Source organism: Flavobacterium piscis, from assembly GCF_031457575.1.
In the GTDB taxonomy this organism is placed as follows: domain Bacteria; phylum Bacteroidota; class Bacteroidia; order Flavobacteriales; family Flavobacteriaceae; genus Flavobacterium; species Flavobacterium piscis_A.
This window is the reverse complement of sequence record NZ_JAVDWQ010000009.1, coordinates 96,551-119,058: the sequence shown is the minus strand read 5'-3', so window position 1 is coordinate 119,058 and position 22,508 is coordinate 96,551. Positions and strand designations below refer to the sequence as shown.

Genomic DNA, 22,508 nt, shown 5'->3' with positions numbered 1-22,508 from the left:
GGCTGGGAAATTTTTACCGAAAGCCACCGTATGCTACTTCTGAGGGGGTACGGGGGGCTTAATACTAGCGGAGGTAACGGAGGAGGGGGTGGAATTGAAAATTTATTAATTTTTTCATTCTCAATTTTGTTAAATTGTTTTTGAATCAATCGATAGATTTCTTTGATTTTAGCATAAAAAAGAGGTTTATACCAATTAGGTTGCCTAGTAAATACAGGAGCATCTGGTACATTTTGGTACGTCATAAAAACAGAGTTTTTTATGTACGAAAAAACCTTAAAAAAAAACAAAATAAGAAGTTTTAAATTTAGCACTTGACTAATTTTCTTTTTTAGTTATATTTATTAAAAGACAATTAAATTGTCTTTGCTGGGTTCCAGATATTAGCTATATCTGGTTCTCTCCCCAGCTCAAACAAATGAGAGAGAATAACAAAGAGAGAATAATATATTTATGAGTGTTAAATACACAAAATACAGAAGTTTTTTACTTCCTAAAGAAGTAGTTGAAGTACTATTTCTAACAGCGCATCACATACCATTGCAAGACAATAAAGAATCTGAAATCATTGTTGGATTGTCAGTTATCAATGATATACTATCAAAATCAAATCAAAATAGAAATTTAGATGCTTATCCTCTTCATTGCATACCAATGGATTCAAGATTTCTTCAAACAAAGTATGGGAATGATTATAATAATTACATGACATGGTTAATTATTCATAATGTTATTTGGCATGACTTTTATTTTGAAGGAAGAACAACTCATTATTATTTACAATCAAATGAAACCTATTTATCTAAAATAAATTTTCTATGTAGAGAAAATGATATTCCAGTAGAGTCTATAGGAGCGGTTATAGATACCTATTGTTTAAGAGATAACATTAAAATATCACTGGAAAGTCATGACTCTAAAGGGATTGATGTTAATCAAAAAAATAGGATTTTCAATTCATGGTACAAAATTAAAGTCCCGATTACAAAAACAAATAAGAAGTTTTTGACGAAGGATTATGAGACGGACTCTACTTATATCAATAATGCTCCAAAATATATAAAAAAAATGGGAAGCCATTATCGTAAAGGATTAAAAATACAATATGAAGAAGCACTTGTACATAGTGAAAATCGTTATTTAAACGAGTTATCCGAAGCTAAAACCAATAAAGAAGAAGTTTCTGCATTCAAACGCTATTCCTCCCGTATTTCAAGCATAAATGCTATTCATAATGGGAGTCTAAATAAAACGCTCCGTTTCAAGCGTAATTCTACAAACAAAAGATTGGATACTAATCTAACCAACATGGCTTCAGATTTGAGACCCTTTATTGTTGGTTACGAGAATATGAGTTATTTAGACCTTTCTAATTCCCAACCAGTATTGTTTAATATTCTGCTTCAGTCATATCGCAAAAATGCTTCAGAAGGCTTATTGAACGAAATTGACAACTATTTCTCAATCACCACTTCTGGAAAATGGTATGAATGGTTACAGGGTCTTTATGGTCTAAGTCGAAATGAATGTAAAGAAATTTGGATGAAAATAGCCTACTCTGAAAATCCTCATAATAAAGAGGTAAAGAAAGTGTTTCAAAAAGAATTCCCCCTTGTTTACGGCATCATAGCAGAAATAAAAAAAGAAAATCATGCAAATTTTGCTATTGAACTTCAAAAAATTGAGAGTAAAATTTTTATTGATGAAATTTGTAAAGAGTTGGTTGGTCATGATATTATACCTTATACTATGCATGATGGATTATTAGTTCCAAGTGAACATGAGATAGAAACACTAAACATTATGCAGTCAATATTAAAAGATAGACTTGGAACCATACCACTTATAAAAGTTGAATAAATAAATAATATTTTTAAACTACCTTAATTACCCTTGTTAATTAATTGAATATATTTGTAAAAAAAGCATGTTAGGTATTTACACTCGTATTTCTGGAAATAAAGCAACTGGAAAAGATACTTCTATTGAAATTCAGACTTCTGAAGGAATTAAAGTTGCTATTAGACTTGGAATGAAATATAAGATTTATTCGGATGTTGGAATCTCTGGAACCACTGAAGAGATTGAAGGAAGACCATCATTTGCAGAAATGATGAAAGATATTGATAAAGACAAAATAACAGCTGTTTACGTGTTTGACCAATCAAGACTTGAAAGAAATTCCAAAATTTGGCAAATATTCCAGTATCAAGTTAATAAAAAAGATGTAAAATTTTATCCTAAAGGCGTTGAAACAGATTTAACTGACCCAGCTATAAAATTTGTTACTGGTATTCAATCTTTAGCCAATCAGTTATTTGCTGAACAAACAAGAGAAAAAGTTAATCTTACATTTGATAAACGAGCTTCTGAAGGCAAAACACATGGTGCTTTACCTTATGGATATGAAAAAGGTGCTGATGGGATGTATCAAATTATTGAAACGGAAGCAGATGTTGTCCGTAGAATATTTGATTTAAGTCTTGCTGGTAATGGAACATATACAATTGCTAATATCTTGAATGCTGACAATATACCTACCAAGTTTCAAAATGTCAGTAAAAAAGATTCCTTTGTTCGTTACGATGCTTATACAGGCGAAAGAATTGTATTTAATAAAGCTTCAATACAATGGCGTGGGAACGTGATATATGATATGTTGAAGAATACAGTGTATAAGGGAATTCGTGTTTGGAATCGTAAGCCAAAGGGAAACAAACAAAGGATTGAAGCAAATGTTCCACCAATTGTAACTGAAGATTTATTTGATAAGGTCAATCGAAATCTTGTAAACAACAAACAAAAGGTAGGCAAACGGAGCGAATTTAAATATCTTTTAAATGGTTTGATTGTTTGTGGACATTGTGGAAAAGAATACCGTGGTAAAAAAAGAATTGTTAATAAAGATTCAGCATATAAATGCATCCGACAAGGAAAGTGTCCAGAGTCACGAGGTATTTCAATTACAAGATTTGAAAACTTCATTATTCAACATTTATTTATAAACAAAAACTTGAAAGATTTGTTGCTAGACCTACCCATTAATAACAGCAATGGAGTTGTTTTAAAGGACAAATTATGCAAGTATGAAGAAGAACTTAAAAAGAAAATTAAGTTAAAAGAAAAGCATTTAAACTGGTTGGATGATGAAGAGTTAGAAAATGATGAATCAATTAGAGAGCAGTATAAAAAAAATTTAAAGGTTATTGATAATTTAAAAAACAATATTGAAATTTTAAAATTAGAAATACTAGAATCTGATTCAAATTTTGCTAGAATGAAAGTAGAAAGTGCTGTTAATGAATATAAACTTACAGCTGGTTTTGATGACACTAAACGGTTAATACATAGTTTAGTAGAAAGAATAACAATTAATCATACTAAGCTAGAAAAAGGAGGGTATTTCTATATATTTATCAAGTATAAAGGTTTCGAGGAATACTCAGCCTTTATTACTGACTGGTTTTCTGTAAAATGGGACTGGATGTATTATGCACGTGGAAAAGCGACTAATGAAGCGCAACGATTACAAGACATTGAAGACCAAAAGGCGGTTTACGATTTCAAAGGAATTGAATATACTGATGAAGATTTTATTGATTATGAGGCAAGTGAATCAGTTACTAGAAGAGTAGATGAAATAATTCTTGATAATAATAATCTAGTTACGTTCAATTAAAAACACAGGCTACCTTAATTAACTGCTTAGATATGTTAATTCTTTTTGCGGCAGAGTTATTTAAAGGATCTGAAATATGTTTTTGGGTTCTGGGTAAATGATCGATTTCAAAAAATATTTTTTTAAACTCATGAATGCTGTTCTGAATACTGTTGTTTTGCTGGTTTTTTGAAAAGACAGCTTCTAAACCAGCGTGATTTTTGTAAATATGTTGCAAACCTTTTATAAATCCGGTAAAATCTTTACCGTTGAAGGTACGATGTACAAAATTTTCTAATCGCTCCAGATCTCCATCAGAATGTGACATCACAAAATCATAAGGTGTGTTGCCCATCAGATTCACCATCTGATGTGAGTTTTTGATAATCATTTTGCGATTTCCCCAGGCAATGGTAGCGCTTAAAAATCCGGCAATTTCGATATCTTCTTTTTGGGAGAATAAATGGGGAATCTGAACAGGGTCACTTTCAATAAAATCGAGATTATTGTATTGATTGACTTTTTCTTCGAGAAATTCTTTGAGTTCTGTTTTATTCATAATTCAAATAAAGTGCTTGTTATCCATAAAGTGCCAGCCCGGATGGAAGTGGCATCCTTTTGGGGCGGGGTTTGCCCTAAAAGATATAACGGACAGCCGGAAATAGCTCCTAATTACTAATTAGACCATCGACCATTATTAACTTTCTGTCTGCCATATTAGCAAGTTCTTCATTATGTGTTACAATGACAAAAGTCTGTCCAAATTCGTCACGAAGCTGAAAGAATAATTGGTGCAAATTTTCGGCAGAATGAGTGTCCAGGTTTCCGGAAGGTTCGTCGGCAAAAATTACATCAGGTTTATTGATCAATGCCCTGGCTACGGCAACACGCTGTTGTTCTCCTCCTGAAAGTTCATTGGGTTTATGATTTATTCTGTGGGATAAACCTAAATAATCTAATAATTTTTTGGCCTCGGCTTCAGTTTCAAATGGTTTTTTACCTGCGATATAAGCGGGAATACAAATGTTTTCAAGAGCTGTAAATTCAGGCAGAAGTTGATGAAACTGGAAAATAAATCCTAAATTCAGGTTTCTGAATTTTGATAAGGCTTTATCATTAAGGCCTAAAATATTTTCTCCGTTTATAGTCAGAGAAGTTTCTGAACCTGATTTTGAAGGTTTGTCTAATGTTCCTAATATTTGCAATAGAGTTGTTTTTCCGGCACCTGAAGCACCAACTATCGAAACAATTTCTCCTTTTTTTATATGTAAATCAACTCCTTTTAAAACTTCAAGCTGATCGTAGAATTTATGTATGTTTTTTGCGTGTATCATTAAAAACTGTTTTTACAAAGAAACAAAGATTCTGTCGATATTGAAATGCGTTGTAACAGAAATTTATGACGTAAGCAACAAATGGAAATTAAGCAACAAATTTAACTAATGGAATAATTTTTGTTTGTGATTTCTTTTATACCTTTTCGGATAATATCTAAATATTTTTAAAATGCAAGACGTTAGAGTAATGAATGATGACAGGGTTAAAAAACTGCTTTTGGGTTTGCTTTTTGACGGAATTGGAATGGTTTCGTTTAGTATTCCGCTGTTGGGAGAGTTTTCAGACGTGATTTGGGCGCCTATTGCCGCATTTTTAATGACTAGAATGTATAAAGGCAGGGTAGGGCGTGTTGCCAGTATCCTGACTTTTATAGAAGAGATTATTCCTTTTACAGATATTATTCCGTCGTTTACAATTACATGGATTTATACGTATTATTTTCAGAAGGAAAACGATTAGGTTACAAAGTTATAGTTAGGGTGAATGAGGAAAATTAAAAGTTTATGGGGCTCAGACAGAGTTTACAATTATGTTCTTTAGTCAATTTTTCTAGCTTCTAAAAAATATTAGCCACAAATTACACGAATTAATTAGTGAAAAATTTGTGGCTAATGAATAGTGTTACAACCTTAAAGACTTTCAGTCTGCCAACCAAATCATGGACTGAAAGTTCATAATGGTTTAGTTATAATCATAAAAGTTCTATTGTACTATAATCTTTTTTATGCGCAATACTTCTTTAGTTTCTGGATCTGAAACTTTTAATATAAAGACCCCCTTAGATTTTAAATTGATGTTTTCCTGAGTTTTTCCGCTAATATTTCTCTTAATTACTTCTTTACCTAAAACATCAAATATTTTAAGTTCTGCATCGCTGCCATCGTTTTCCATCAAAATAGAAAAAGAACCATTATTTGGGACAGGCCAGACTTTAAAAGATGTATCTTCTTTGATTGGTTTTTCTATTGATAATGCAGAGCTGTATCCGCTAACAATATTAATCTTACGGGTCATTGTTCCGCCTTCATTATCTGTAACGGTAAAATCAAAAGAACATAAACCGGTTGCTGTTGGTGTAAATTCGACTACATCCGAATTAAGTGTAGTGTTTCCGTTAACAATATTAGATAAAGAATAATTCACACCACTTGTAAATCCTCTTGAAAGTCTCTGGATATTAATATTTATTTTATTTCCGGTTGGAGAATCATAATGAGGCTGAGACATCCATTGTAGATATTTATCTAAATTAGTATATCCATCCAGGTCGGTATCTGCATTAGAATCTGAGAAATCGCCTGTACCTGAATTTGTATTTGTCCCGATGATAGTTTCCCACCAATTAGGTAATCCGTCCTGATCGGTATCCCAATTTACATCTCTGGTTATTTCAGGATAAGATTCGTAACCTCCCACATCAGATTCATTATCCGGAAATCCGGGTTTATTGGTTACACTTCCTTTGTAAGTATAGGTTCCGTTTAATGTTTCTGTAATGATTCTTTGGTCATGTTCATCAAGTTCAGGTTGTATGCATCCTACATCAGAAAGTACAATTTTATAGGCATTTACTGCCGATTGTGTTGTCACGTATGAAGGAAAAAAAGGTGTATTTACAAAATTTTCGAATGTAACAGGAACTCCTGTAATTCTTCTTCCATTTACTTGGTTACTTTCATTAAAATACCCAGGCATTACGTTACCATTAAAATAACATTGTTGTGTCCCTGTTCCCTTTCCTTCATTATCAGCGCTAAAAGCAATAAATATTTTTGAACCGGCTCCGGGTTTATAATAATTATTTACAAAATTGACTTCTTTGGTTCCGCCATCAGTAGTTCTGGAGCCCCAATTGTAAACTACATTATTAGTAATATCCATTTTGCCTGCATAAGCACCGCTACCGTCTAATCCACCACCTAAACTCCAATTTCTCCCATAGCAATGAGCCAAAAGATTGTGATGAAAACTTCCAATATCACCGCCTATAGTTGCTGCATAGCCATGTTCAGTTCCGGCTGGATAATTTTTATGCCCTGCTGCGTTTAATGCTTCTGATATTAATGTTCTTTGTAATGTGATATTCTTTCCGGAACGTGAACTAAAAGCTTCGTCAATAGTCCAACTGATCGAGCAATGGTCAATTATACTGTTATCGGCACCAGTTAAACCCATTCCATCAAACGTTTCACCTCCTCCTAATCTCACTCTTATGTTTTGAATAATAACATCATTTCCAGTAATTCCAAAAGGTGCTGTACGTATACAAATTCCTTTCCCGGGGGCAGTTTGACCAGCTATTGTTACATAAGGCTGATTTAAAACCAAACGAGAGTTAAGCTGGATAATTCCGGATGTATTGAAAACGATGGTTCTTGGACCAATATCATTGGTAACAGCTTCACGTAAACTTCCAGGACCGCTATCATTCAAATTGGTTACGGCTACTATTTTTCCGCCTCTTCCTCCACGGGCAAAACGTCCATAGCCTTCTGCTTCAGGAAAAGCAAGTTGTGCAGGTCGAAAACGCCAGGTATTACCTTTTATCACCTCATTATCTGCTAAAACTTCATCGATTCTCCAATAGTAAGTTGTTCTGGTATATAATCCATTTACCTGATACGAAACATTTGTTTGAATTTGATTGCCTTTGTACTCCGGCGATGAAGTTCCGGCAGCTTCCAGGGCCACTATATCAGTACCAAAATAAACATTGTGTGATATGGCATTGATTGCTGAAGTCCATGTCAATATTTTACTGCCTGAACTTAATTCTACATGTTCGTCATTATGTTTGGGTACCGGATTTGTTGCCTGATTAAAAATATTAGGTGTATTTAATTCAAACCCATTCAGCATAATGTTTTTAATATTTTCCGTACCTGAAGTTTCGGCAGCAAATACAATCACCACATCTGTATTTGCAGTTGCCTGAAACGTCAGATAAGCTGATTTTGCATCGGCTGTTTTTAAAGCTCTGACACTCGGAATCAGATTATCAACTATTTTATTGCCATCTATAAAAATATCAATTGGACTAAAATTATTACCTGTAGGGCTGTCTACAGCATTTAAAAAAGTTAACAGGGTATGAGTACCTGTTTCTAAACCACTAATTCTTACTTCTATTTGACCACCTTCATTTGCAGTACCATTTTTTACAGTAACTCCATCAGAAACCAATCTGGCATAATATGGTAATGAAATTCCAGATTTGTACCAATTGGTTCCTAATACCTCTCCTTTATCACCAATTCGTGTTAGTGTAAATGTAACTCCGTTTTCTGTTCTGCTGGCAGTATTTGTGGTAATTACCCAAGGGACATATCCAGATTCACTTACTTCTGCCGATTGTCTTCCTGATTGGTCAAAATCAATTTTTACTACTGGATTTTGAGCAAAAATATTTGTCGTTGTCATTGCAAGGCAGACTATTGCCATTACAAGTGAGAATTTCATAGAATTGTTAAACATTTTTTATAGGTTTGGTTAGTTAAGTTAATTAAGGTGAAATTTTTACTTGTAAAGATTAAGAAACCTTAAAATAAAACTGTCCTGTACCATCCTGTTTCAGTAATGTTATTGGTAATTAATTTTGATTATTTTTTAGTATAATTCAAATTTATTCTTAAAAAAAAATATATTAACTGCAAAGATTTGTTTTTTTTGATATTTATTGTTTTAGTGTTGATAGTGAGGAAGGAAAGGGGTAGCTGTTTAAAAATTTAAAATTCCCGTGTGCATCCCTTAAGGCTTAATTAAAAAAAAGGAGAATTTAATCTTTAAAAAAAAATCCTAATCCCATACTTTTAAGCATTTTCTTTTCAAAGTTCCAGAAAAAGCGGAATTGCCCAAATAAGGTTCCAATAGCAACCAGCAAGATTTGATAAATGGGAAAAATGACCAATAATCGAATTAAAGTAAACCAGCCGCCAAAATCCGCTTTAGTTATATTTAATAATTCACAAAAAGGTTTAGATAACCACGCAGATGCCGATCCAGTGATGGCAAATACAATAAATATTATAACAAGTTGAAAATTTGAGGTAATTCCCCAGCGTTGTTTTAATCGGTTCATTTTAATTTATAGAAGTTACAAATATAATAACATTATCGTATTGGTACATAACCAGCCAACTTTTGTTTGTATGTATTTTGAAAATAAACCATGTAATTGTAGATCAGGTAATTTACCTCGTATCCATAATTAATGCTGGAATTATAGTCAATTGTCATTTCATATAAATTAGGGTTGTAACGCTGAGGCTGTAAAACACGGTTATTCCATTCTGTAACGTAAAATTGATTTTTATTTTCTAAATATGTTTGGGGATAATAATTTCTGGGTAATGCCTGCGAAGCAAGCCAGAAACTAAACCCATTGTCGATAATAATGACTTCGTATTCTAATGAATCATTTGCAATTCTTACGGTGTCATTAACAGCCATATTTTGTTTAATGTCTGCATTTATTGTTTTTTGTGATGTTGAACACGCAATTATAGTAAACAATACAATTAATATGTAAAGACAATTTTTCATGGTTTGAAATTTTGAATTTTAAATTTACAAAAAAATGTGCGGTCACATTTATTATTTAACATTTGTCGTAACGAAGAATTTTATTCTTCATTATATTCTTCAAATTCAATAAAAGAAAAAGCTATTTACATTTAAGTAAACAGCTTTTTAATGTTTAATAAATTTTAGATTAATGAACTCAGAAAGCTATATAAAGTTATTTTTTACTTTTAAATAATTTACCAATAAATCCTGATATTCCGCCACTACTCTTAGCAATTACCACAACGTCTGTTACATCTACCTTTCCATCAGCATTCTGATCTAAACCAAATTGCATCCCGTATTTAGAAATCGTATCCATAATACCGGATGCCTGGCCACTATTTCCTGAAATAGCACCAATAATATCCGAGATTTCAAAACTCTTATCATTTGGATCTTTTGCTTTATTCACCAGTGAGTTCAATATTTGTGGTATCATATCTGAAGCTATCCCTGAGGAATCAGCAGTACTCAATCCAAATTTTTCTCCCAGGCTTCCTGTTAATTGCTGTGTTATTTCCTGTATAACCGGATTAGAATTATCTATTGGAGAAGCTCCGTTAAATAAGTTTGACAATTGCTCCGTACCTCCTTCTGAAGCTATTTTTTGCAAAGTAGAAAAAATAGAATTGCTTGTCTCGTTTATAACACCGTCATTATGTTCGTTAGGTACGGTATTATTATTAACAACAGCTGTATTTCCGTACTGTTGCACTAATTGAGTTAATTGTTCCAACATGATTAAAGGATTTAGATTTAAACTCAAATTTAGTTAAAAAAATAAAGGGATTTATTAAACGATGTTAATAAATCCCTTTTAAAATATTTATTTACAGCTAATTAGCTTAATAAAGTAATGATTTGTGATGCTAATTCAGTACCAATCCTGTCCTGTGCCTCACCTGTAGCAGCTCCAATATGTGGGGTCAGCGAAATTTTAGTATGCATTAAGATTGCCATTTCTGGTTTTGGTTCACTTTCAAACACGTCTAAGCCTGCAAAAGAAACTTTTCCTGAATCTAAAGCTTTTATCAGCGCCACTTCATCAATAACACCTCCACGGGCACAGTTTACGATTCCAACACCGTCTTTCATGATTTCAAATTCTTTCTCGCTAATGATATAACCATTCTGAGCAGGAACGTGAAGTGTAATAAAATCAGATTCTTTTAGTAGTGATTCAAATGATTGAGGAACAATAGTCGTTGTAATAGACTGCCCATCAAAAAACTCTACTTTTACATCTACTGACGGAATAAAACTATCGGCAGCAATTACTTTCATCCCTAAACCAAGGGCCATTTTTGCAGTAGCCTGACCAATACGGCCAATACCAACGATACCAAGAGTTTTTCCTCTTAATTCAGTACCATTTGCGTATGCTTTTTTCAAACCGTCAAAGTTTGAATCTCCCTCAAGAGGCATATTTCTGTTAGAATCGTGTAAAAAACGAACACCAGAAAGTAAGTGTCCAAACACTAATTCCGCAACTGATTCAGATGATGAAGCAGGTGTGTTGATTACATGAATTCCTTTACTTTTTGCGTAGTCAACATCAATATTGTCCATACCAACACCGCCACGGCCAATAATTTTAAGTCCCGGACAGGCATCAATAATATCTTTACGAACTTTGGTAGCACTACGAACCAAAACTACGTCTACATTGTTTTCGTTTACAAAATTGGCTACTTGTTCCTGTGCTACTTTTGTAGTTATAACTTCAAATCCACCTTTCTCTAAAGCTAGAATTCCACTTTTAGAAATTCCATCATTGGCTAATACTTTCATTTTAGTTTATTTGTTTTTTGGTTATTTTTTAATCGTTTAAATTAAAAATAACGTGAATGATATTAATTTTTCTTTTTTCTTTAGAAGCTAATCTCCCGCTATCCATTACAAACGAAGTTCACTGAACTCCAATTTAAATAAATATTTAGTGAAGTGATCTTTTATTTTTTTAAAGGAAAAAAATAAAAGGATTTCCATTTCTATCGGGGCTAGGGCTCCAGTATTTAATTGATGTTTTCTGAAAACCAGAAACTGCGACTGAAAATTAAATTTTAGTTTCCAATGCTTTCATTACATCCACTAAAACCTGAACACTTTCGATAGGCATTGCGTTATAAACAGAAGCTCTGTAGCCCCCAACTGAACGGTGACCCGGTAATCCTGAAACACCGGCTTCTTTCCATAATTTATCAAATGCTTCAGTATGGTCAGGGTTTGTCAGCAAGAAAGTCACATTCATGTTTGAACGATCTTCTACCGCTGCAGCACCTTTAAATAATGGGTTTCTGTCGATTTCAGTATATAATAAAGCAGCTTTTGCGTCATTTAATTTTTCAACGGCTGCAACTCCGCCTTTTGCTTTAATCCATTGCATAGTTAGTAACGAAACATAAACTGCAAAAACAGGAGGTGTATTGTACATGCTTTCTGCTTTGATATGTTTGGCATAGTCTAACATGCTAGGAATCGCTCTTCCGTTTTTTCCTAAAATTTCTTCTTTAACAACTACCAGAGTAGTTCCTGCAGGACCCATATTCTTTTGAGCTCCGGCATAGATTAAATCAAATTTAGAAAAATCTAAATCGCGGGAAAAAATATCAGAACTCATATCGCAAACAACTGGAATTTTAGTTGCAGGGAAGTCTTTTAGTTGAGTTCCAAAAATGGTATTGTTACTTGTACAGTGGAAATAATCAGCATCAGCCGGTATTTCGTATCCTTTTGGAATATGGTTGTAATTTTCTTCTTTTGAAGAAGCTACAATAACGGTTTCTCCAAAAAACTTAGCTTCTTTTATGGCGGCAGTTGCCCAGGTTCCTGAATCTAAATAAGCTGCTTTTCCGTTTTCTTTCATCAGGTTGTAAGGGGCCATTAAGAATGCGGTACTAGCTCCGCCTTGTAAAAACAATGCCTGATATCCTTTGCCGGTAAGCCCTAATAATTCTAAAGCTAATGAACGGGCTTCGTCCATAACAGCAACGAAATCTTTACTTCGGTGCGAAATTTCGAGAATTGATAATCCGGAATTGTTAAAATCTAAAACTGCTTTTGATGCTTTTTCAAAAACTTCCTGAGGTAAAATACTTGGTCCTGCGCTGTAGTTGTGTTTTTTCATGGTATAGTTAATAGTCCAAATTTTAAAAACGCAAATTTCGGGAATAGGACTCGAAAAAGCGTTAAATTATTCGCAATAATTATAAATTTTTAACCTATGTTATTAACAAAAACGATATAGTATCTACATTGTCTGCATAATCCCATAATTTGGGAACTTGCGTTTTACCAAATGGAATACTGTTTTTTATCAAATTATTGCTCGCGATACACTGAATTTGCTCAGCATCAGCATCAAGTCGGTTTTGCAAATCTTCTATGTTTTCATAAAATTCATAAAAAACACTCGAAATAGGGGAGGCGTAGCTGGAATCTTCTTTTATGGTCAAAAAGCCATTGTCAAGTAATTTAAAATTACTCATTAAAAAAACAGCTTTGTTGTAATCATAATTGTTAGCATACTTTTCGTAATAAATAACATCCTGATATTTGAAAATCGCTTCAAAAAAAGAATCAAATTTATAGCCTTTCGGAACAAAAAGTTTTGAAACGTTTCGGCATCCTAAACCAAAATATCTAAAAATATCCTCACCTAAAGCTTCTAAATCTTCTTTAGTTTCCTGTCCGTTTAAAACAGCCACAGAGTTTCTGTTTTTGCGAATAATTGACGGCTTATCTTTAAAATAATATTCAAAATAACGTGCCGTATTGTTGCTTCCGGTAGCAATTACAGTATCAAAGTTCTCAAGTTTTCCTTCCACGAAAGTGATTTTATCTTTTAGGCTTTCATCAACAAAAAATAAATATTTGGCTAAGAAAGGTAGTAAATGCTGGTCATTTGATGAGGTTTTGATCAAGGCTTTATTTCCAGTAATCAAAACCGATAAAAAATCATGAAATCCAACCAAAGGAATATTACCTGCGAGAATTAAAGCTACTGTTTTTTCGCTTTTATCTTTTTGAGAAAACTCAGTTGAATAGTTAGAAAGCCACTTGTCAAGATTTTCTTCGGTTAAGGCGTCTGCCCAGGATTTTATAGCAAAATACACTTGTTCAGGCGTATACCAGCCATTATGTGATTGCGAAAGCTGTATTAATTTTATGAAATCATCAAAAAACAAATCATTGCCTAAAACCGATTCATTTTTAGTGTTTTCCTCTTCAGAAAACTGACTTAAAAACCGACCTAGTGCTATAAAAGATTGTTTTTTTTCGTTTTGTAACATAAGTAATTTGTTTATGAAAGGTTTTGATTGTAATTTTGCACAAAAATAAGGATAAATAAGTCGAAAGTCAAAAGTCATCAAGTCAAAAGATTGAAATGGCTTTTTTAAAATTTTTGACTTGAAGACTTTAAGACTTTTAACTTTAAGACTAAGAACAAATGGCAATAATTATAACAGACGAATGCATAAACTGTGGGGCTTGTGAACCAGAGTGCCCAAATACAGCAATTTATGAAGGAGCTGATGATTGGAGATACAAAGACGGAACAAAACTTACTGGAAAAGTAATTTTACCAGACGGAACTGAGGTTGATTCAGATGATGCTCAAACACCAATTTCGGATGAAGTATATTATATTGTACCTGGAAAATGTACAGAATGTAAAGGTTTTCATGACGAACCTCAATGTGCTGCAGTATGTCCTGTTGATTGTTGTGTTCCGGATGATAACCATGTTGAAGATGAAGAAACCTTGTTGAACAGACAAGCGTTTTTACATGGTGAATAACTAAAAAAATATTTCTGTTAATAATAAATCCTGAGTTTAAGCTCAGGATTTTTTTTTGATGGTTTGTGTTAGTTATCTGTATTGTTCTGATATTTAATGATTTGTTGTTATTAATTTAATTTTATGACAATATTTTTAATACTTTAGTCGAAAATTTCTAATCATAGCCTATGAAAGGACTCATATTTTTATTTCTTGGATTCTTTAATTTTGGTGTTTTTGCCCAAAACACAGAGTATTCTATTGTTGTAAAAGATATAGAAACCCAGTTGCCTGTTGAAAATGCAACAGTATTTATAATGAAAACCAAACAAACCTTAATAAGTAATAGAGAGGGAAAAGTAACTTTTATCCTGAATGGGGCTTCAAATATTCAGGTTTCAGAGACAAATTATGAAAATATAACGCTCCGTTGGGCATCTTTAAAAGAAAATGAATTTGTAGTTTATCTAAAAAACAGAGACAATAAATTAGATGAAATTGTATTATCAAAAGAAAACCCACAAAAAATACTTCAGAAAATTGTTTCTAATTCGGTAAAAAAGCTAACAGATTCTTACAGGCTTAAAGTATATGTACGAGAATTTTTTATGCTTGATAATAAATATTCATACTATAATGACGGACTAGTTAATTTTCAGTTCTCAGGAAAGGGCCCCACTACACTTTTGGTTGAACAAAACAGGGCGTACGGATTACTGGAAGCAGATGTCAGTGCCGATTTAAGGGGATATGATTTGAATAATATCATGCATAATTATTCTGATTTAAAATATTTTGAACCACTTTTAGAGCCAAAAGCAAAAAAAGAATATGACTTCATGATAAGGGGACATGCTAAAAACAAGGATTATTACGTCATGACTATTACTCCCTTGGATAAAGTTAAAGAAGCTGTGGATAATTTTGAAGTTATTTACGATCCTGAAAAGAAACTTATAGTCGAATTTACAATTGACATAACACCGCAAAACCTTGATAAAATTGAAGAAAAAACAAGTGTAAATTCTAAAAACATCACAAGATCATTTGTAAAAGTAGATTATAGATTAGATGGTGAGGATTATTATTTATTGAGTTCAAATGAGGAAATTGCTTATAATCTTATTTTAAAAGGTGAAATGAAAAAAATTCAGGTTCGAAACAGTTTTACGACAACAAATTTTAACAGACAAAACTTTACGTATAAAGAAAGTGATGTTTTTAAAGAGAAATCTCTTTTTAATAAAAAAAACAAAGTTCTGACTAATTACTGGGATATTTCCGGTTTTACTGCCACTGATGAAGAAAAAGCAATTGTAAGTTCATTAGAGTTTAAGTTGTAGTTTTTTATGACGACAATTTTTAAATGATTTTCATGTAGATGATGAGAGTAAATAGGATACAAGTCTGTAGAAACTCATCAGCTTAAATATACCTATTTATAGTGATTTTTTTATTCCTTCGAATAATTAGTTTTGTCTCGTTTTAATTAAAGAACGATGAATTTAAACTAAAAGAAAAACACTATGGAATTTAATTTTAAGAAATGTATATTTTTAATACTTGCTTCACTATTACTATCTTGTAGTAACGATGACGATATTGATCCTGCAAATACTGCAGATTTAAGCATTGTGGTGGCGGCCAGTACAAATAGTCCGATAGCAAATACCAATTTAACATTTACGCTTATAGCAACTAATAGAGGACCACTAAATGCAACAGATGTTATAGTAGAAAATGAGATTTTTTCAGGATACATATTTGTTAGTGCTGAATCTTCTTTGGGATCTTACAATGATGAAACAGGTATTTGGATTATAGGTGATTTGGAAAACGGGGCAACTGCTATGTTAATTATCAAGGTAAAAGTGAATGAGACAGGTGAATACAATAATAAAGCAACGATCTCGGGAGAACAGACGGATATTATGATGGCTAATAATGTTTTAACAAGTATGATTAGCCTGAAGCCACTTACAAATGACCTTTTATTTACGTATAAAATATCAGAAGGATCAAATCCGGAAGTAACAATTACCGGATTATCTCAGCTTTGGAAGGATTTATCATTTCCTTCAAAATACGATTTGATTATACCGGAAAGCATTGAAGGTTATCCTGTTACGGTAATTGGTGACAATGCATTTCAAAGTAAAAGTGACCTGCTTAGTATAGTCATTCCAAATGGTATTAAAAGTATAGGTTCATATGCATTTGCATATTGTTATAAATTAGCAAGTATAAATATACCAGATAAAGTTACCTATATTGGCAGTTATGCATTTTCTTATTGCCAGAGTTTAAAAACGATTACAATTCCTAATGGTACTGCAAAACTTGAGTCTGGTGTTTTTGATAAGTGTTCAGGCTTAACAAATATTATTTTGCCTGATAATCTTGAGACAATTGACTACTATTTGTTCAATGGCTGTACAAGTTTAGTCAATATAAGCATTCCAAATACAGTTGAATACATTGGGTATGGCGCTTTTGAGAGCTGTACTAATTTAGCAAGTGTGGCAATACCTAATAATTTGAATTACATAGATGCTGTTGCTTTTAAAAATTGTCCTGCTTTAACTTATTTTACAATTGAATCTAATTCTCATTTTAGTGTAATAGATGGTGTCTTATATGACAAAAACGTTAATACCTTAATCAATTATCCAAATGGAAAAACAGGATCTTTCTCTATACCGGAAAGTGTTACAAAAGTGGGTCAGGCATCTTTTGCATACAGTGGAGGGTTAACAAGTATTTCTATTCCTAATAGTGTTGTTACAATTGAAGCAAATGCTTTTGAATACTGTAAGTTATTAACAAGTGTTACTATTCCAAGTAGTGTAAAAACTATTAGTTCATACGCTTTTAGTAATAATACAGGTTTGACAAGTGTAATAATGAATCCGATTGTTCCACCTACTACACAACAGCCTTTCTATAATTGTAAAAACCTTAAAGTGATAAAGGTGCCTGGCAATAGTTTAGAATTTTATAAACAAACTGAACGATGGTCTGTCTACAAAGATATTTTTGAAGTTCAATAAACTAAAAAAAATCCTGAGCTACAAAAAGTTCAGGATTTTTTTACTTATGTTTAAATTTTAAAAATTAAGTCCAAGTCTCGCATAGTAATAAGCTCCGCTAAAACCCATTTGCACGGCATCCCAATAACCTCCTGCTTCAACCCAGTCGTCTTGCTGATCAGGGTAAATATTTAGCAAATTATTGGCTCCAATACTTATTTTTGTTGATTTTGAAAGTTTAAAGCCTAATGTTAAATCAGTAACTATTTTGGCTCCATAGGTATCTGTAGCAGCTCTCTTTTGATTTGCGAATAACTGTTCATCCGTTTCAGAAGGGTCTAGTCTGTAATCTTCAGGATTTTCATCCATTTGATAATCGAGTAATTTTACTTCACTAAATCGTGTAAATGCCAATCCTGCATCAAACCATTTTCTGGCATAATTCAGGTTTAGGGCAAATTTACTTTCCGGTGCAGAAGCTAATAAAAAGGCTTTGTCACGTTCTCCAAAGAATGTTTTTTCATCTAAGTCGGCATTTTTTACCTTATCGATTTTCATATTGTTAATGTTGCCTAATAGAGTTGCCCCAAATCTATTTTCTCCTATCGTCTTTTTCCAAGTAAAGACCAAATCAAGTCCCGTAGTTTTTGTATCTACACCATTTACAAAAAATTGTGCTTTATCAACGCCAAGGTTAAATTGTGTTGCATCAAAATAACCGGTTAATACAATCCTGTCTTTTACATTGATCATATATCCATCAACAGTTGCGGTAAAATCACCAAAATTAGCTGTAAATCCTAATGAGGCATTTATCGCTTTTTCTTCGTTTAAATCCTCAATACCAAATGCCTTGGTTACCGGACTGTTGTTTGGTGAAAGTAATACTTCTGTTGCGCCACCTGAACTAAAGTTTGTAAAACGTAAGTTGTAATAAATTTGGGCTAATGATGGTGCACGGAAACCGGTACTTACAGAACCTCTTAAATTAATGTTGTCAGTAATTTTAAGTCTTGAAGCTAATTTTCCGTTTATGGTACTGCCAAAATCGCTGTAGTTTTCAAAACGAACAGCACCACTTACCATTAAAGCTTCTGAAATATCTAACTCAGCATCAGTATATAAAGAAAAATTGCTTCTGCTTTCATTTACTTCATTGGCAGGACTGTATCCGGGAAAACCTTGTGAACCACCAGGTCTTGGCTCACCAGAAACAGGGTCAATCGGTGCGCTTTGGGTTGTTGGATCTGTAATTGGGACTCCATTGGTATCATACGTAGCATAAGAACCTTCTTCACCTGCAAAGATTTTAAATTTTTCCATTCTGAATTCTGCCCCAAAAGCTAAATTTAATCCACTAAGTATACCTTCATAATTTTTTGAAATATCAAAATTAGTAGTGTTCTGAAGCAAGCTGTGTCCACCTGCATCAAATTCTGTTGGAGAATTTTCCTCAAGAGAAGCATTTATAGTTCCCTCGATATTATAATGAAATTTATTTTGTCCCAAGGTATTGCTCAAATCCAGTTTCCATCCACCGCTAGTTTCTGTTCTAATTCCGGCGGCAATAGAATTGTCATTTATTTTTGATGTAATTCTTGGAGTGTATCCACCGGGATAAATGGATTCTACTACTCTTTCTCCATCATTTCTTGTAAAAGCATAAGCATCAGTATCTCTGAAATTGCTTCCGCCAAAAGCATAAATTTCTGTTTTATCATCAATTGGAACAGCTAAATTTACAAGTAAATTGATTCCTTGAATTTCAGCTTCTCCAAATCCCTTTCTAAAATCAAAACCAGGTCGTAATGTTTTATTTTTATTCAAAAATTCACCAGTAATATTAGCGTAGCCACCTTTCGTTCCAATACCAACCCCATAATTGGTCCCTACTTTTATTGACCCGCCGTCAAAGGCCTGGTCTTTTCCAAAAGTATTTCCATTACCATTTTTGTCTAATCTATAGCCATCTGTATTAGCCGTTCCTTCCGGAAAATCGCCTCGGGCATTGGTATTAAAAGCACCATAAGTTACAAATCCGGTAAATTCATCAACATTGTCATTCAATACAATATTAATTACCCCTGCAATGGCGTCAGAACCATATTGTGCTGCTGCACCATCTCTTAATATTTCAATTCTTTTGATAGAAGAAGCCGGAATTGCATTCAAATCTGTTCCGGTATTTCCTCTACCACGAGTTCCGAATAAATTAATAAGTGACGATTGGTGTCTTCTTTTCCCGTTGATTAAAACCAAAGTCTGGTCAGGTCCCATACCTCGTAAAGAAGCAGGATCTACGTGATCGGCCCCATCAGAACCTGATTGCTTAGTGGCGTTGAAAGAAGGAGCTACATATTGTAATAATTCATTGATTTCCAGTTTTCCGCTTTGCGTTGTTACCTCTTTAACGTTAATTATATCTATAGGAACTGCCGAATTTACTACGGTTCTTTTAGCATTTCTGGAACCCACTATAACTACGTCATTAAGAAGCTGGCCACCGCTTTCGTCTAAAGTAATGTCAATTTTATTGTTATTGGCTGTTTTTTCAATTGTACCATAACCAACATAACTAAATACTAAAGTAGCGCCGTTTTTCACTTTAATTATATAACTACCTTCAAAATCGGTAGAGACTCCGTTTGTTGTTCCTTTTTCAACAATGTTTACGCCAGGCAGTGGTGTACCTGTTTTATCTGTGACGACACCCGAAACTTCCGTTTGAGCAAAAAGAAATGCTGAATTCAGCAGAAATAAAAATAATGCAATCTTTCTCATGTTGTTGTATTTTTTTGGTTTGTTTTTTGTTGGTTATTTTTATAAAATTAATATTTTTTAACAAAAACATAACAAAAAGTTTAAAAATTTTTAAGATTAACCTTTAAATTGTATTAATGCACATTTTTACTTCGGTTAAGAGCTATTATATCTTATATTTGCAAAATTTTAAAGCCAAAAATTATCATTTTGGCAGAAACAAAAAAAACGTAAATTATAATCCATTAAATTTCAAGAGTTAATGGCAGACCTGATTAATTCAGTGTCAAATAAAACAAATATTATCTACAGATGAAAGCAGGAATTGTAGGATTACCAAATGTTGGAAAATCAACATTATTTAATTGTTTATCTAATGCAAAAGCGCAGAGTGCCAACTTTCCGTTTTGTACAATCGAACCTAATATTGGTGTTGTAAATGTTCCGGATCCGAGAATCAACAAGTTGGAAGAATTGGTAAAACCAGAGCGTGTACAAATGGCAACAGTTGATATTGTTGATATTGCAGGTTTGGTAAAAGGGGCAAGCAAAGGGGAAGGCCTTGGAAATCAGTTTTTAGGAAACATCAGAGAGTGTAATGCTATTATTCACGTTTTGCGTTGTTTTGACAATGATAATATTGTTCACGTTGACGGAAATGTAAATCCGATTCGTGACAAAGAAACGATTGATATCGAATTACAGTTAAAAGATTTAGAAACCGTTGAAAAACGTTTGGAAAAAGTAAATCGTGCAGCCAAAACAGGAAATAAGGAAGCCCAAACTGAAAAAGCACTTTTAGACAGAATAAGAGAGTCATTATTACAAGCCAAATCCGCTCGTACTATTGTTCCTCAAAATAATGATGAAGAAGTTTTAATGGAGTCATTTCAGTTAATTACTGCAAAACCGGTTTTATACGTTTGTAATGTTGACGAAAACTCAGCTGTAAACGGAAATAAATATGTAGATCAGGTTCGTGAATTGGTAAAAGACGAAGATGCAGAAGTTATTATACTTTCAGTAGGAGCAGAGGCTGATATCACCGAATTAGAAAGCTACGAAGAGCGTCAGGTTTTCCTTGAAGATATGGGATTAACTGAGCCGGGTGCGTCAGTTTTGATCCGTGCAGCTTATAAATTATTGAAACAGCAAACTTATTTTACCGCTGGTGTAAAAGAAGTTCGTGCCTGGACTATCAACATTGGTTCAACAGCGCCTCAGGCAGCCGGAGTGATCCATACTGATTTCGAAAAAGGATTCATTCGTGCCGAAGTTATCTCTTACGAAGATTACGTTCAATACGGTTCTGAAGCAAAAGCAAAAGAAGCAGGAAAATTCAAAGTCGAAGGAAAAGAGTATGTGGTAAAAGATGGTGATGTAATGCATTTCCGTTTTAACGTGTAATTTTTTTTAGAGAATAGAATATAGAATAAAGAAAATAGACTTGAACTGCTGGAGAAATTCAGCAGTTTTTTATGTGAAAAATAATCTGCAGAATCTGCGTGAAACAAAAAAGACAAATCAAAAAATCCGTTTAAATCCGCGTTTTCGCCGTAGCGAATCAGTATCATCCTCGTGCTGTTTTTTAATGCGCTGAATCTAAAATAAAACAAAATTCAACATTTAAAATTTTTTGGCTTAAAAATTGGTTACAGAAAATCAACCAATAACTAAATCTAAAACTAATCAAAATGCTAAAAAAAACGTTTAAATTTTTAGGCTGGACACTTCTCGGAATTTTGAGTTTTCTTGTTCTTTATGTAATTTCAGTTTATCTTATTTCTAAAATCACGGTCAATTCAGATCTTGCAAAAATTGAAGAGGAAGATGCAATTCCAATTTATATTCTCTCAAACGGCGTTCATACCGATATTGTCGTTCCCATACAAAATGATATCAAAGACTGGCGAAGCCAAATCCAATTTAATCAAACTAAGTCAAAAGATTCCCTGATGAATTTCATAGCCTTTGGCTGGGGCGACAAAGGCTTTTATCTTGACACGCCTGAATGGTCAGATTTAAAAGCAAGTACGGCATTGAAAGCTACATTTGGTATAAGTTCATCCGCCATGCACACCACATTTTTCAAACAATTGAAAGAGGGTGATGACTGCAAACGCATTTTAATTTCAAAAGATAACTATCAAAAATTAGTCACTTTTATTTCAGAAAGTTTTAGTGATCCAATACATCCCCAATGGATTGAAGGCCACAGCTACGGAAAAAAAGATGCTTTTTATGAAGCAAAAGGAAGTTACAGTCTTTTTTATACCTGTAATACCTGGGCAAACAGCGCTTTAAAAGCAGCAAACCAAAAAGCAAGTTTATGGACGGTTTATGATAAAGGGATTTTTTGTCATTATAAATAATT

Annotated in this window: 17 protein-coding genes and 1 pseudogene; 8 read left to right on the top strand and 10 right to left on the bottom strand. The window is 33.1% G+C overall.

Going from position 1 to position 22,508, the window contains the following annotated elements; all coding sequences use genetic code 11:
• Window positions 1–453: 453 nt before the first annotated feature.
• The gene (locus J2W48_RS14040) at window positions 454–1,860 is read left to right on the top strand and encodes a hypothetical protein (RefSeq protein ID WP_310282267.1); all 1,407 of its coding nucleotides are present in this window, start codon (window positions 454–456) and stop codon (window positions 1,858–1,860) included.
• A 67-nt stretch (window positions 1,861–1,927) separates the two neighbouring features.
• On the top strand, window positions 1,928–3,679 hold the full coding sequence (locus J2W48_RS14035; protein WP_310282266.1) for a recombinase family protein: 1,752 nt from the start codon (window positions 1,928–1,930) through the stop codon (window positions 3,677–3,679).
• Window positions 3,680–3,710: 31 nt separating this feature from the next.
• Here the strand turns inward: J2W48_RS14035 and J2W48_RS14030 are convergent.
• Window positions 3,711–4,217 (bottom strand): annotated as a pseudogene (locus tag J2W48_RS14030) (DUF2400 domain-containing protein); the annotation flags it as partial.
• Window positions 4,218–4,326: 109 nt separating this feature from the next.
• Window positions 4,327–4,992, bottom strand: coding sequence for an ABC transporter ATP-binding protein (locus J2W48_RS14025; protein ID WP_310282265.1), 666 nt, complete (start codon window positions 4,990–4,992; stop codon window positions 4,327–4,329).
• Window positions 4,993–5,164: 172 nt separating this feature from the next.
• Between J2W48_RS14025 and J2W48_RS14020 the strand changes: the two genes are divergently transcribed.
• Window positions 5,165–5,455, top strand: a complete 291-nt coding sequence (locus J2W48_RS14020; RefSeq protein WP_310282264.1) for a hypothetical protein — start codon at window positions 5,165–5,167, stop codon at window positions 5,453–5,455.
• Between the two features lie 243 nt (window positions 5,456–5,698).
• On the opposite strand, the gene J2W48_RS14015 is transcribed toward J2W48_RS14020, so the two are convergent.
• From J2W48_RS14015 to J2W48_RS13985, 7 genes are all read right to left on the bottom strand, one after another.
• A complete protein-coding gene (locus J2W48_RS14015) occupies window positions 5,699–8,470 on the bottom strand; it encodes a T9SS type A sorting domain-containing protein (RefSeq protein ID WP_310282263.1) in 2,772 nt (923 codons plus the stop codon).
• 301 nt (window positions 8,471–8,771) lie between these two features.
• Window positions 8,772–9,074: a DUF6787 family protein gene (locus tag J2W48_RS14010; RefSeq protein WP_310282262.1), complete on the bottom strand. Its 303-nt coding sequence runs from the start codon at window positions 9,072–9,074 to the stop codon at window positions 8,772–8,774.
• Between the two features lie 32 nt (window positions 9,075–9,106).
• The gene (locus J2W48_RS14005; RefSeq protein WP_310282261.1) at window positions 9,107–9,538 is read right to left on the bottom strand and encodes a DUF6146 family protein; all 432 of its coding nucleotides are present in this window, start codon (window positions 9,536–9,538) and stop codon (window positions 9,107–9,109) included.
• 196 nt (window positions 9,539–9,734) lie between these two features.
• Complete coding sequence (locus J2W48_RS14000; protein ID WP_310282260.1) at window positions 9,735–10,301, bottom strand: DUF937 domain-containing protein; 567 nt, start codon at window positions 10,299–10,301, stop codon at window positions 9,735–9,737.
• Between the two features lie 101 nt (window positions 10,302–10,402).
• Complete coding sequence (locus J2W48_RS13995) at window positions 10,403–11,353, bottom strand: D-2-hydroxyacid dehydrogenase (protein ID WP_310282259.1); 951 nt, start codon at window positions 11,351–11,353, stop codon at window positions 10,403–10,405.
• Between the two features lie 265 nt (window positions 11,354–11,618).
• Window positions 11,619–12,689 carry a 3-phosphoserine/phosphohydroxythreonine transaminase gene (serC, locus tag J2W48_RS13990; protein WP_310282258.1) on the bottom strand — a complete coding sequence of 357 codons (1,071 nt, stop codon included), beginning with the start codon at window positions 12,687–12,689 and terminating at the stop codon, window positions 11,619–11,621.
• A gap of 94 nt (window positions 12,690–12,783) precedes the next feature.
• On the bottom strand, window positions 12,784–13,854 hold the full coding sequence (locus J2W48_RS13985; protein WP_310282257.1) for an acyl-CoA reductase: 1,071 nt from the start codon (window positions 13,852–13,854) through the stop codon (window positions 12,784–12,786).
• A gap of 158 nt (window positions 13,855–14,012) precedes the next feature.
• On the opposite strand from J2W48_RS13985, the gene J2W48_RS13980 reads away from it, so the two are divergent.
• From J2W48_RS13980 to J2W48_RS13970, 3 genes are all read left to right on the top strand, one after another.
• The gene (locus J2W48_RS13980; RefSeq protein ID WP_310282256.1) at window positions 14,013–14,363 is read left to right on the top strand and encodes a 4Fe-4S dicluster domain-containing protein; all 351 of its coding nucleotides are present in this window, start codon (window positions 14,013–14,015) and stop codon (window positions 14,361–14,363) included.
• A gap of 170 nt (window positions 14,364–14,533) precedes the next feature.
• Entirely contained in the window at window positions 14,534–15,688 is a 1,155-nt protein-coding gene (locus J2W48_RS13975) for a hypothetical protein (protein ID WP_310282255.1), read from the top strand.
• 183 nt (window positions 15,689–15,871) lie between these two features.
• Entirely contained in the window at window positions 15,872–17,395 is a 1,524-nt protein-coding gene (locus J2W48_RS13970; RefSeq protein ID WP_310282254.1) for a leucine-rich repeat protein, read from the top strand.
• A gap of 57 nt (window positions 17,396–17,452) precedes the next feature.
• On the opposite strand, the gene J2W48_RS13965 is transcribed toward J2W48_RS13970, so the two are convergent.
• Complete coding sequence (locus J2W48_RS13965) at window positions 17,453–20,155, bottom strand: TonB-dependent receptor (protein ID WP_310282253.1); 2,703 nt, start codon at window positions 20,153–20,155, stop codon at window positions 17,453–17,455.
• A gap of 291 nt (window positions 20,156–20,446) precedes the next feature.
• On the opposite strand from J2W48_RS13965, the gene ychF reads away from it, so the two are divergent.
• Both ychF and J2W48_RS13955 read left to right on the top strand, forming a co-directional pair.
• Window positions 20,447–21,541: a redox-regulated ATPase YchF gene (ychF, locus tag J2W48_RS13960; RefSeq protein WP_310282252.1), complete on the top strand. Its 1,095-nt coding sequence runs from the start codon at window positions 20,447–20,449 to the stop codon at window positions 21,539–21,541.
• Between the two features lie 287 nt (window positions 21,542–21,828).
• A complete protein-coding gene (locus J2W48_RS13955) occupies window positions 21,829–22,506 on the top strand; it encodes a TIGR02117 family protein (RefSeq protein WP_310282251.1) in 678 nt (225 codons plus the stop codon).
• Window positions 22,507–22,508 lie beyond the last annotated feature (2 nt).